Source organism: Acidocella sp., from assembly GCF_028687955.1.
Lineage (GTDB): Bacteria > Pseudomonadota > Alphaproteobacteria > Acetobacterales > Acetobacteraceae > Acidocella.
On record NZ_JAQTZC010000028.1, the window covers coordinates 1 to 12150 of the forward strand.

At 64.5% G+C, this 12150-nt stretch carries 15 protein-coding genes; 4 read left to right on the forward strand and 11 right to left on the reverse strand.

The annotated features are described in order from the left end of the window. On the forward strand, nucleotides 1-186 hold a 186-nt coding region (locus PHE40_RS05430; protein ID WP_299959146.1), incomplete at its 5' end, for a hypothetical protein. On the opposite strand, the gene thiL is transcribed toward PHE40_RS05430, so the two are convergent. The 10 genes from thiL to PHE40_RS05480 all read right to left on the reverse strand — a co-directional run bounded on the left by thiL (nucleotide 131) and on the right by PHE40_RS05480 (nucleotide 8513). Further along, entirely contained in the window at nucleotides 131-1066 is a 936-nt protein-coding gene (gene thiL, locus PHE40_RS05435; protein WP_299959149.1) for a thiamine-phosphate kinase, read from the reverse strand. The genes PHE40_RS05430 and thiL overlap by 56 nt on opposite strands. Next, complete coding sequence (gene nusB / locus PHE40_RS05440) at nucleotides 1063-1542, reverse strand: transcription antitermination factor NusB (RefSeq protein WP_299959152.1); 480 nt, start codon at nucleotides 1540-1542, stop codon at nucleotides 1063-1065. Before nusB ends, thiL begins: the two co-directional genes overlap by 4 nt. Next, entirely contained in the window at nucleotides 1539-2018 is a 480-nt protein-coding gene (gene ribH, locus PHE40_RS05445) for a 6,7-dimethyl-8-ribityllumazine synthase (protein WP_299959154.1), read from the reverse strand. The genes nusB and ribH overlap by 4 nt, the downstream gene beginning before the upstream one ends. Continuing rightward, nucleotides 2015-3154 carry a 3,4-dihydroxy-2-butanone-4-phosphate synthase gene (gene ribB, locus PHE40_RS05450; RefSeq protein WP_299959157.1) on the reverse strand — a complete coding sequence of 380 codons (1140 nt, stop codon included), beginning with the start codon at nucleotides 3152-3154 and terminating at the stop codon, nucleotides 2015-2017. The genes ribH and ribB overlap by 4 nt, the downstream gene beginning before the upstream one ends. Nucleotides 3155-3211: 57 nt before the next feature. Next, entirely contained in the window at nucleotides 3212-3826 is a 615-nt protein-coding gene (locus PHE40_RS05455; RefSeq protein WP_299959160.1) for a riboflavin synthase, read from the reverse strand. A gap of 2 nt (nucleotides 3827-3828) precedes the next feature. Then, nucleotides 3829-4935, reverse strand: coding sequence for a bifunctional diaminohydroxyphosphoribosylaminopyrimidine deaminase/5-amino-6-(5-phosphoribosylamino)uracil reductase RibD (ribD, locus tag PHE40_RS05460; RefSeq protein WP_299959163.1), 1107 nt, complete (start codon nucleotides 4933-4935; stop codon nucleotides 3829-3831). Continuing rightward, nucleotides 4932-5405 (reverse strand): transcriptional regulator NrdR, encoded by a 474-nt coding sequence (gene nrdR, locus PHE40_RS05465; protein WP_284256970.1) that lies wholly within the window; start codon nucleotides 5403-5405, stop codon nucleotides 4932-4934. The genes ribD and nrdR overlap by 4 nt, the downstream gene beginning before the upstream one ends. Nucleotides 5406-5420: 15 nt before the next feature. Then, nucleotides 5421-6719, reverse strand: a complete 1299-nt coding sequence (glyA, locus tag PHE40_RS05470; protein ID WP_299959166.1) for a serine hydroxymethyltransferase — start codon at nucleotides 6717-6719, stop codon at nucleotides 5421-5423. After that, nucleotides 6716-7174 (reverse strand): ribose 5-phosphate isomerase B, encoded by a 459-nt coding sequence (gene rpiB / locus PHE40_RS05475; RefSeq protein WP_299959168.1) that lies wholly within the window; start codon nucleotides 7172-7174, stop codon nucleotides 6716-6718. Before rpiB ends, glyA begins: the two co-directional genes overlap by 4 nt. Nucleotides 7175-7244: 70 nt before the next feature. Next, a complete protein-coding gene (locus tag PHE40_RS05480; protein ID WP_299959171.1) occupies nucleotides 7245-8513 on the reverse strand; it encodes an NRAMP family divalent metal transporter in 1269 nt (422 codons plus the stop codon). Between the two features lie 246 nt (nucleotides 8514-8759). Between PHE40_RS05480 and hemB the strand changes: the two genes are divergently transcribed. After that, complete coding sequence (hemB, locus tag PHE40_RS05485) at nucleotides 8760-9752, forward strand: porphobilinogen synthase (RefSeq protein WP_299959174.1); 993 nt, start codon at nucleotides 8760-8762, stop codon at nucleotides 9750-9752. 1 nt (nucleotide 9753) lies between these two features. Further along, complete coding sequence (locus tag PHE40_RS05490) at nucleotides 9754-10668, forward strand: oxidoreductase (protein ID WP_299959177.1); 915 nt, start codon at nucleotides 9754-9756, stop codon at nucleotides 10666-10668. A gap of 98 nt (nucleotides 10669-10766) precedes the next feature. Here PHE40_RS05490 and PHE40_RS05495 read toward each other — a convergent pair whose 3' ends face one another. Next, nucleotides 10767-11471, reverse strand: a complete 705-nt coding sequence (locus PHE40_RS05495; protein WP_299959181.1) for a squalene/phytoene synthase family protein — start codon at nucleotides 11469-11471, stop codon at nucleotides 10767-10769. 57 nt (nucleotides 11472-11528) lie between these two features. Between PHE40_RS05495 and PHE40_RS05500 the strand changes: the two genes are divergently transcribed. Next, entirely contained in the window at nucleotides 11529-12137 is a 609-nt protein-coding gene (locus PHE40_RS05500) for a superoxide dismutase (protein WP_284256979.1), read from the forward strand. The last annotated feature ends 13 nt before the right edge of the window (nucleotides 12138-12150 follow it).

The window sequence follows — 12150 nt, forward strand, 5'->3', positions numbered from 1 at the left end:
GAGACCTATGATGAAATCATCGAAGCATGCAAAACCGCATGGAACTGGCTGATTGCCAATCCACAGCGCATCAGCTCAATCGGATCGCGCGATTGGGCAATGTGTCGAACTCAATCGGGGCTGGTATTACTTAAAAATGCCGCCAGCCGGGCCGGGCGAATTGCATCATGGCGCCCGAATCGTTGAGCACATGCACGCCGGCGCCCGCCTGAAACATGCCTATCTTGGTCACCGGCAGATCGCCGCAGGCGGCCTTCAGCGCCTCGCCCTGGCCGGGCGGCACCGCCAGCAGCAGTTCGTAGTCATCGCCGCCGGTCAGCCGGGTTTCCAGCGCCGCCTCACCGCAAGCCGCCGCCGCGGGCGAGACCGGCACCAGCCCGGCCCGGATAACCGCACTCAACCCGGCGCCCTTGCACATATGGCCCAGGTCCTGCACCAGCCCGTCTGAAACATCGATGGCGGCCGACACCACACCGGCCAGCGCCAGCCCCACCCGCGGCTCCGGCAGCAGGGAGCGGGCGGTGAGAAAGCCTGACGGATCGGCAAGGCGCCCCCGCCGCGCCTGCAACCCCAATGCCGCATCGCCGATGGTGCCGCTCACCCAGATGCCGTCACCCGCCCGCGCGCCATTGCGGCTCAGCGCCGCGCCGGGGGCAACATGGCCAATCAGGGTCGCGCTCAATGAAATTTTACCCCGGCTGGAGGACGAATCACCGCCAAATAGTTTGATATTGAAGATTTTCTGGTCCCGCGCGAGCCCTTGCGAAAAGCCCGCCAACCAGTCCTCCTCCACGCCATCGGGCAGCGCGGTGGTGAGCAGATAACCCAGCGGCACCGCTCCCATCGCCGCGATATCCGAGAGGTTGCGGCGCAGTAGCTTGCGCGCGATCAGCGCCGGATCGTCACCGGGGAGGAAATGCACATCCTCCAGCATCTGGTCGACGGTGAGCACCAGCTCGCGGCCCGGCGGCGGCACCAGCACCGCCGCATCGTCGATCAACCCCCTGCCTTCTTCTCCCGCCAACGGTGCAAAATACTTTGCAATGCGGGAGAATTCGCCGCTCATCCGGCGGTCTGGAATTCGGCCGGGCGGAGCAGATGCGCCAGGCGATCGAGGATGCCATTGGCCATGCGCGGCTCATCGCCTGAGAAAAACCCGTGCGCCACGTCCAGATATTCGTTGATGACCACTTTCGCAGGCGGACCATCGCTCATCCACAGCTCCGCACCGCCTGCGCGCATCAATGCGCGCAACACGGGGTCGATGCGCCCCAGCGGCCAGCTTTCCGGCAGTGCGGCCACCAGCATGGCGTCTATCGTGTCCTGCTGCTGCGTCGCCGTGCGCACGATGCGCGCGAACAGCGGCACATCGGCGGCCTTCAACCGGCCCTCGTTCATATCGCCATGGCCGGGGGCATCGCCGCCGATCCGGTGGCGCACGAACTGGTCGATCACCGTCTCCGGGCTGGTTGGCCCCTGCTCGGCCTGATACAGCGCCTGCACCGCCGCCACGCGCGAGAGTGTTCTGGGGCGCGCGCTCATATCGCCATCAACCGGGCCAGCGCGATCTGCCTGAGGCAGGCAACCGCCGCTTCCGCGCCTTTGTTGGCGCCGGTCTCGTGGCTGCGTGCCATCGCCTGGGCCAGCGTATCCACAGTGAGCACGGCGGTGCCGAGGCAGATGCCGTTATCCACCGCGACTCGCATCAGCCCGTCCATGGCGGCGGCGCAGATGAACTCATAATGGTCGGTCTCGCCGCGCACGACGCAACCAAGCGCGATATAACCATCAAACCCCTTGCCGCTCCTGGCCGCGATGGCGACTCCCTGCGGCAGCTCGAAAGCGCCGGAAACCTCAACAACGGTCAGCTCGGCATGCACCTGGGCGAAAATCTCCCGGGCCGCGGCCAGCATGCCTTCCACCACTTGCTGGTAATACGGCGCGCTGACGATAAGGATTTTCGGCGCCAGGCCGGTGAGTTTAGGCGCCTTGGGGGGCAGCGCGTCAGCGGTGCTCATTTCTCGTCAACTTCTTCAATGGCGCGTTGCTCAACCATGTTCAGCCCATAGCCCTCCAGGCCGACAATGGTGCGCTTGTGGTTGGAAAGCAGGATCATATCCTTCACGCCCAGATCAATCAGGATCTGCGCGCCGATGCCGTAATCCCGCAAAGCCGGCGCTGCCGTCCGGCCACTCACGAGGTCGCGAATCCGCTCGGAGACCACAGTGTTGCGGTTTTCGCGGATCAGCACGACCACCCCGCGCCCGGCCTGCGCAATCTGGCGCATCGCGCCGTGCAGGCTGGCCAGATGCGCGCCGCCCACCACATCGCTCACCGTATCCACGGCATGCATGCGTACCAGCACCGGCTCACCGCCGTTCACATCGCCCATCACCATCACCAGATGCTCCACTTGGTCAACCTGGCTCTGGTAGGCAATCATCCGCCAGTGGAAGCCGTTCGGCGCGGTCACCACCCCCTGCTCCACCGCCTTCACCAGTCGCTCAGTGGTCCGCCGGTGGGCGATGAGATCAGCGATGGTGCCAAGCTTGAGGTTATGACGCTGCGCATAGGCCACCAGGTCCGGCAGGCGGGCCATAGTGCCGTCCTCGTTCATGATCTCGCAGATCACCCCGGCGGGGGTCAGCCCGGCGAGGCGGGCAATGTCCACCGCCGCCTCGGTATGCCCGGCGCGGACCAGCGTGCCGCCGTCACGCGCCATCAGCGGAAAAACATGGCCGGGGGTGACGATATCATCGCGCCCCAGCTCGGGGTTGATGGCAACCGCGATGGTGCGCGCCCGGTCAGCCGCGGAAATGCCGGTGGTGACTCCTTCGCGCGCCTCGATTGAAACCGTGAACGCGGTCTCGTGGCGGGTGCCGTTGGCCTTGCTCATCAGCGGGATTCCAAGCCGCTCCACGCGGTTCTTGGTCAACGCCAGGCAGATAAGCCCGCGCGCATGCTTGGCCATGAAGTTGATGGCATCCGGCGTGGCAAACTGCGCCGGAATCACCAAATCACCCTCGTTCTCGCGGTCCTCGTCGTCAACCAGGATAAAGATGCGCCCGGCGCGCGCCTCTTCGATGATCTCGGCGGCCGAGGAGATATAATCATGCAGTCCCGCTGTTTTCAGCGTTGATTTCAGACCGTCCATAAGGCGTTGTCCTTCAGCGCCGCCGCGGCGGCTTTGTGAGTTATCGTGTGCAAATGTTTACGCATGCTGAAACGCGAGCTGCCGCGCGACATAGCGCGCCAGCATGTCGATTTCTATGTTCACCTTGTTCCCCGGCTGTAGCGCCGCGAAATTGGTATGCGCCGCCGTGTGAGGAATGATGTTGACGCCAAAAACCGCGCCCTCGACCTCATTGACGGTGAGCGAAACGCCATTGATGGCGATACTGCCCTTCTGCGCGACGAAGGGGGCCAGCGCATCCGGCAGGCGGAATTTCCAGCGGGTCGAGCCGTTCTCCGGCGTCGCGGAGAGCACCGCCGCCACGCCATCCACATGGCCGGAGACGAGATGCCCGCCCAGCTCATCGCCCAGGCGCAGGGAGCCTTCCAGGTTGATCAGGCTGCCCGGCGCCCAGGCACCCAGCGTGGTGAAAGCCAGCGTCTCGGCCGAAACCTCCACCGCGAACCAGCCGGGGCCAAATTCCACCACCGTGAGGCAGCAGCCCGAGCAGGCGATGGAGGCGCCAAGCTTGATCTCGCCTGCATGCCAGCCGGCATCGGCGGGCGTCTCGATGATAAAGCGTGCATCCCGGCCCTGGCCGATCGGCTGGACCGTGCGCACCGTTCCAACGCCGGTAATCAGACCCGTGAACATTCTCAGTCAGCCTTGCGGTAAGTGGTCATCATGTCATCCCCGAAACGCTCCTGCGCCATCAGCCGGAAGCGAGGCATCGAAGCCAAAGTGGTGACACCAAAAGCCTGCGCGGCGGGCCAGCCATCGCCGCCGATGATGCCGGGCGCGTGGAACCAGGCCAGCCGGTCAACCAGCCCGCCGCGCAGCAGCCCGGCGGCCAGCGTGCCGCCGCCCTCGGCCAGAATCCGCGTCAGCCCGTGTTTCGCCAGCGCCTGGAGCCCGGCCACCAGATCAACCCCTGCGGCGCAACTGGGCATCTCGATCAGCTTCACCCCCGCCGCTTCCAGCGCCCGCTTACGCAGAACATCGGCGCCGTTGCGGTGCAAAATCCATAGCGGATGCTGCCGGGCGCTGCGCACCAGCCGGCTCAGCAGCGGTGTGCGCAGATGGCTATCCACCACGATACGCACCAGCGGGCTGGCCCGGAAACCATCGATCCGGCAGGTCAGGTCCGGGTTGTCCGACAATACCGTGCCAACCCCGATCAGCACCGCATCATGCCGCCCGCGGATGGCGTGCACAGCCCGGCGCGCGGCTTCGCCGGTCAGCCATTGCGACTCCCGGGTGCTGGTGGCGATCCGGCCATCCAGCGTGGAGGCCAGCTTGAGCCGCACCAGCGGCCGTTGCCGTAAAATCACGCTGGCGAACCCGGAAATCACCGCAGCACATTCTTTTTGCAGAATATTTTCCGTAACCTCGACCCCGGCTGCGCGCAACTGCGCCACCCCGGCGCCATTCACCTTCGGGTGCGGATCACCCGTGCCAATCACCACGCGCTTAATCCCAGCTTCGATTAACGCCGCCGTACAAGGCCCTGTTTTTCCAGTAAAGGCGCACGGCTCCAGCGTGACATAGGCGCTCGCCCCACGGGCTGCGGCGTCAGCCGTCTTCAACGCCTCGACCTCGGCATGCGGGCGGCCGCCCGCCGCGGTGCGCCCGCGCCCCACCACCCGCCCCTGCGCCACGATGACGCAGCCCACGGAAGGATTGGGCGCGGTTTCACCCAGGCCCCGGCGGGCCAGGGCAAGGGCAGCGCGCATATGCGCCTCGTCGGTTTTCAACACGCTCATTCGTCCAGCTTTGGCTTTGGCAGCTCGCTCATATCGCCCAGGAAATTCTCAAAATCCTTAGCCTCGCGGAAATCGCGGTACACTGAGGCGAAGCGCACATAGGCCACGGTATCAACCGCCTTGAGCGTCTCCATCACCAGCTCGCCGATGTCGTGGCTCTTCACCTCGGTCTCGCCGCTGGCTTCGAGCTGGCGGACGATGCCGTTGACGATGCGCTCGATCCGCTCCTCATTGAACGGGCGCTTGCGCATGGCGATACGCACCGAGCGGGCGAGTTTTTCACGGTCGAAGGCGACACGGCGGTCATCGGCCTTGACCACGACAAGCTCGCGCAGCTGCACGCGCTCAACCGTGGTGAAGCGTTGCCCGCAACCGCCGCAGAAGCGGCGGCGGCGGATGGCGCTGCCATCTTCAGTGGGGCGGCTGTCTTTAACCTGGGTATCGGCCTCTCCACAGAACGGGCAGCGCATGGTCCCGCTCCTCGTTTAGCGGTAAATCGGGAAGCGCGCGCAAAGCGCCTTCACCCGCGCGCCAACCTCCTGTTCCGCCTCCGCGTTCGTGCCGTCGTTCGACTTTGCCAGACCGTCCAGAACCTGGCCGATCATCTGCCCGACCTCGCGGAACTCCGCGACGCCGAAGCCGCGCGAGGTGGCGGCCGGGGTGCCCAGACGGATGCCGGAGGTGATGAACGGCTTTTCCGGGTCAAACGGAATGGCGTTTTTATTAGCGGTGATGTGCGCGCGTTCCAGGCTTGCCTCGGCCGCCTTGCCGGTGGTGTGCTTGGGCCGCAGGTCAACCAGCAGCAGATGCGAATCCGTGCCGCCGGTGACAATCGCCAGCCCCTGCTCCACCAGCGTCGCCGCCAGAGTTTTCGCGTTGGCGGCCACGGCTTTCTGGTAGGTCACGAAATCCGAGTGCAGCGCTTCGCCAAAGGCGACCGCCTTGGCGGCGATCACATGCATCAGCGGGCCGCCTTGCAGGCCGGGGAAAATCGCTGAGTTGATCTTTTTGGCGATGTCCTCATGGTTGGTGAGCACCATGCCGCCGCGCGGGCCGCGCAGGGTTTTATGCGTGGTGGTGGTAACCACATGCGCATGCTCCATCGGCGAGGGGAAAATACCCGCCGCGACGAGGCCCGCGAAATGCGCCATGTCCACCATGAAATACGCGCCGGCTTCATCAGCGACGGCGCGGATGCGCGCGAAGTCGATAAAGCGCGGATAGGCCGAGCCGCCGGCGATGATCAGCTTGGGCTTGTGCTGGCGGGCCAGGGCCTCCAGCTCCTCATAATCGAGAATCCCATCGTCCTTGCGCACGCCGTATTGCACGGCGTTGAACCACTTGCCCGACATGTTGGGCGCCGCGCCATGGGTGAGATGCCCACCGGCAGCCAGCGACATACCGAGAATCGTATCCCCCGGCTGCACCAGCGCCAGAAACACCGACTGATTGGCCTGGCTGCCGGAATTGGCCTGCACATTGGCGAACCCCGCGTTGAACAGCTTCTTCGCCCGTTCGATCGCCAGGGTCTCGGCCAGATCCGCCGGGCCGCAGCCGCCGTAATAACGCTTGCCGGGGTAGCCCTCGGCGTATTTATTGGTCAGCACTGAGCCCTGGGCAGCCAGCACAGCGGCGGAGACGATATTCTCCGAGGCGATCAGCTCGATCCCATCCTGCTCACGCACCAGCTCCTGGTGCAGAATCGCGGCCAGCTCAGGGTCGGTCTGGGCCAGCGGAGCGTTGAAGAAGCGCGTGAGATGCGGGGTTGTGCTGTGCTCGTTCATGCGGCGGGCTCCGTTGAGGGGTTGAGTTTGGCGAGGCGGCGGTCATGCCGCCCGCCCTCATAAGGGGTGGAGAGGAAGGTTTGCAGGATATCCAGCGCCACTTCCTCGCCGATGATGCGCGCGCCCAGGGCGAGCACGTTGGCATCGTTATGCGCGCGGGTCAGCCGTGCGGTGGTGACATCATGCACCAGAGCACAGCGAATCGCGGGATTGCGGTTGGCGGCAATGCTCATGCCGATGCCGGTACCGCAGACGAGGATGCCAAGGTCAGCCTGCCCGGCCGCTACCGCACCGCATACGGCATGGGCGAAATCGGGATAGTCCACGCTGGCCGGGCCATCCGTGCCAAAATCCAGCAGTTGATGACCGGCCTCGGCCATGGCGGCGGCAAGCCTGTTTTTAAGGGTGATACCACCGTGGTCAGCGCCCAGTGCTACGATCAAAGAACGAGTCATGCGCCCCGTTTATCATGAGGTTCCACGATAAGGAAATAACATGCCCCTCTCCGGAGCGGGAGGCTGGGTTTCAGGAAATAAAGAACCCGCCCAGCCCGCCCAGCACGCCAAACGCGCAGGTGACCCCGCAAACAGCGATGACCACCCATTTATAAACGCCCCGCAGCCGGTGCGCGGGCGGCAGCGCCACCATGGAGAGCCGGACCAGAAAACCCAGCACCAGCGGCAGCAACAGCGCGTTCATCACCTGCACACCGATGTTCAGGCTGATCAGATTAGGTGTGACGCCCACCAGCACCGCCCCGCCGATCACGCAAAACGCATAGACACCATAGAACCAGCGCGCCTTGAGCGGGTGATACTCCAGCGAGCGCCGGTATCCCGCGACCTCGCCCAGCCCCCAGGCCAGCGCCAGCGAGGCGACAATCGCGGCCACCATGCCCGCGCCGATCACCCCGAGGCCAAAAATCAGCCGGCCAAACTGCGGGCCGAGATAGGGCGTCATCGCCTGGCTCATGTCGCCCACCGTATTCAGCGTGGCCTGCGGCGCATGCGGCTGAATGGAGGCCGCCGCCGCAATCAGCACCGCCGCCATCACCAGCTGCGTGATCAGCGCGCCGGCCGCGGTATCCCAGCGCGCCGCCGTGTAGTGGCTGGGGCCGAGTTTTTTATCGGCAACGGCCGATTGCTGATAAAAAATCATCCAGGGCATGATGACCGCGCCGATATTGGCGGCGACCAGATATTCAAAATGTGGATTGAACACGGGGGTCCGCACGGACTGGCGCAGCATGACCGCAAGGTCCGGCCGGGCCGCCCAGGCAACAAAAAAGAACGCCAGTTCAAACAGGCCGATGGCGATGGCCGCGCGCTCCACCCGGCGGTATGAGCCGGTGAGCACCACCGCCAGCAGCGCGATGACTGCCAGCGGCAGCGAGACGTAATGCGGCACCCCGTAGAGATCGCCGATACCGGCCACGCCGGAGAACTCCGTGAGCAATGCGCCGATGGTGGCAACCGAGAGCCCGGTTGCTGAAAGCCAGGCCCATTTCGCGCCGAAACAATCGCGGATCAGCTCGCCATGTCCCCGCCCGGTGAATATCCCCAGCCGCACGGTCAGCTCCTGCACGATATAAAGGATCGGCACCAATATGAGCTGCACGGCGAGCAGCTTGTAGCCCCATTGCACCCCGCTCTGCCCAGCGGTGATGATGGAGCCGACATCGGTATCAGCCAGCATGACCACCAGACCGGGGCCAAATACAGCCATCCACGGCAAGGTGGTGAAAAATCGGCGCAGCGAGGATTGGGCACTCTGGCTCTTGGTCGTCGAAGGCATCAACACATGGCTCCTCTTAATGGGTTTTTGCAATTTATTTTCATCCACAATTGACGCACTATCCCGGCTTCCTCCACACCGCGCATTGATGCAGATCAAACCCGGTGGAAAGCGCGAAAATTGCAATTAAGAATTATTTGCAATAATATGGATGCTTCTAACTCCGCCACACCGCAATGGTCAAGGGGCTTGCGGCAAGCCGCCGCCACCTCGCAATTAAGCCGCGAAAGCGTTAATCATGCGGGCATGACAAACCGTTCCTTCCCCAATACCCGCCTGCGACGCAACCGCTACGATGACGCCACGCGGCGGCTGGTGGCGGAGCATAAACTCTCAACTGACGACCTGATCTGGCCGATCTTCATCCGCGAGGGCCACGGCGCGGCAACGCCCATCGCCTCCATGCCGGGCGTCGCACGAACCGGGCTGGATGGTCTGGCCAAACATGTCGAGGCCGCCGCGCGGCTGAAAATCCCCGCCATCGCGCTGTTCCCCGCCACTCCGGCCGGGCTGAAGAACCCCACCGCCACCGAGGCGCTGAACGCCAACAACCTGATGTGCCAGGCCGCACGCATCCTGAAGGCCGAATTCCCCGAAATCGCCCTGGTCGGCGATGTCGCGCTCGACCCTTATACCGACCACGGGCACGACGGCCTTATCGAGGACGGCTATGTGGTCAACGACGAGAGCGTGAAAATCCTGGTGCGCCAAGCGGTGAACCAGGCGGCGGCGGGCATCGACATCATCGCCCCGTCGGACATGATGGACGGGCGCATCGGCGCCATCCGCGCCGGGCTGGACGAGGCCGGGTTCATCAACACCCGCATCATGAGCTACGCCGCCAAATACGCCTCCGCCTTCTACGGCCCGTTCCGCGATGCCATCGGCTCCGGCGGCGCGCTGAAGGGGGATAAAAAAACCTATCAGATGAACCCCGCCAACGCCGAGGAGGCGCTGCACGAGGTGGCGATGGACCTCGCCGAGGGCGCCGACATGGTGATGGTCAAACCCGGCATGCCCTATCTGGACATCATCCAGCGGGTGAAGCAACGCTTCGAGGTGCCGGTATTCGCCTATCAGGTCTCGGGCGAATATGCGATGATCATGGCGGCGGTGCAAAACGGCTGGATCGACCACGACCGCGCCATGATGGAGAGCCTGCTCGGCTTCAAGCGCGCCGGGTGTTCAGGCGTGCTGACTTATTTCGCGGTGGAGGCGGCTAAACTTCTGGAGGGCTGAGATGAACGCATGGGCTTCTGGCGATATTCCCTCGCAGGCGGGAAAATTGGCGGTTATCACCGGGGCCAACAGCGGAATCGGCTATTTCACCGCGCTAGAGCTGGCAAAGGCCGGAGCCAATGTGATCCTGGCCTGCCGCAACGCGCAAAAAGGTGCTGCGGCGGCGGCGAAAATAAACGCCGTGGCCCCCGGCCGGGCGGTGTTCGATGCGCTGGACCTCGCCAGTCTCGCCTCGGTGCATGATTTCGCAGCCCGCTTCAAAGCCGCGCACGGCACGCTCGACCTGCTGATCAACAACGCCGGCGTAATGGCCCCGCCCGCGCGGCAGACCACCGCCGATGGTTTCGAGCTACAGTTCGGCGTGAATTTTCTGGGACATTTCGCTCTCACCGCGCTGCTGCTCCCCGCATTGATAAAGGCCCCGGCGCCACGGGTGATCCAGCTCTCCTCCATCGCCCACCGGCAGGGGCGGATTGATCTGACGGATTTGCAGTCCGCCCGCGCCTACAAGCCCTGGCAGGCATACAGCCAATCAAAACTAGCGATGCTGATGTTCGCCATGGAGTTGCAGCGCCGCGCCGATGCCGGGGGCTGGGGGCTGCTCTCGCTGGCGGCGCATCCGGGCATCGCGCGCACCGAGCTGATCGCCAATGGCCCCGGCGCCGGGAGCCTCACGGCGCTTGGCCTCAAACTGGTGGAGCCGTTCATCTCACGATCCGGCGCGGCCGGGGCGCTGTCCACGCTGTTGGCCGCCACCGCGGCGGATGTAGCCCCCGGCGGCTATTACGGCCCCACCGGCTTCAGGGAATTCCGCGGCCCGGCGGGCAAGGCCAGGCCGGAGAAACACGCGCTGGATGCAGGCGTGGCCCGGGCGCTGTGGGAGGCCGCCGAGGCCCTGACGGGGCTCAGAGCCTGATCGCTTTAAGCGCGATCACGCTCTGGCGATTTTTCTGAGGGCGATTCACGCTTTCGACTCGCTCGATTGAGCGAATCTCAAACAATCATACTCTCGCATCACACCCAGCCTGAAAACGCCGCGCGCAGCACCGCGCATTTGTCACCCAGGCTTCGCGGGGCAAAGGGCTTGCCCAGGTCGCGCCTGGCGAACACCGCCGGGAGTGCGGCCGCCAGCGCCGCGCGCGGGGGGCGCTGGTTTAGCAACGCCCTTGCCTGCGCCACCAGCCCCTCCAACGGCGCCGCATCAGCCGGCAGCAGTGAACGGTCCTGCGCCGCCAGAAACGAAACCGCGCGCAGAATGCCTGAAACACCGTAGGCGGTGCCCAGATCCTCAACCACAGGCGAATCTGCGCCCAAAATTTTCCCCGCGATGCGCGCCAACCTGCCCGCCGTGCCGCGGGCGTAGGCAAAAAACGCCGCCGTATCGGGGATCTCCCCCTGCGCCTCCATCTCGCGCGCCTCGATCAAGCCCAGCAAATCCACGCGGGCGAAAACCCCGGCCTCCAGCGCGGTGCTGAGCGGCGTGGCAATTTCATGTTCCTTCGCCGCCCCCTCCACCACTTCGCGCCACCATTGCAGGCGGATGCGCGCCAACAGCGGCTCGGAGGCCACCTCGCGCGCGCGCGCCAGCTCGTTGTTGAACAGATACAGCAGCGCCAGGCTGCCACGCGCCTGCGGCGGGGCAAACAGGGTGCAGAAATAACGGTCAGGATCAGCACGCCGGAGACGCTGGAGATGAAAATGGTCGCTTGACGGAGGCATGCGCAGTCCATAGCTAATCGGCACGACGAAGAAAACTTTTAACAAGGAGACCCGCTGATGGCTTTCGAACTCCCAACCCTGCCCTACGCCAAAACCGCGCTGGCCGCCGCCGGCATGTGCGAGGAAACGCTGGAGCTGCATCACGGCAAGCACCACCAGGCCTATGTGACCGCGCTGAACGGTTTCGTTGAGAAAAACGCCGATCTGCAAGGCAAAACCCTCGAGGAAATCGTCACCTTCTCCTACAACAAGCCGGAGCTGGCCCCGGTGTTCAACAATGCCGGGCAGCATTGGAACCACAACCTTTTCTGGCAGAACATGAGCCCCAAGGGCGGCGTGATCCCGCCCAAGCTGGAAGCCAAGCTGGTTGAAGACTTCGGCTCCGTGGCGGCGTTCAAGGATGCGTTCAAGGCTGCGGGCGTCGGCCAGTTCGGCTCCGGCTGGGCCTGGCTCGTGCTGGCCGCTGACGGCAAGCTGAAAATGGCCAAAACCCCCAACGGCGCCAACCCGCTCGCCACCGGCGAAGGCAAAGTCCTGCTGGCGCTCGATGTGTGGGAGCACAGCTACTACCTGGACTTCCGCAACCGCCGCCCGGACTACATCACCAACTGGCTGGACAAAATCGCCAACTACGAATTCGCCGAAGCCGCGCTTCTGGCCGGTTGAGACAAAAAGGGGG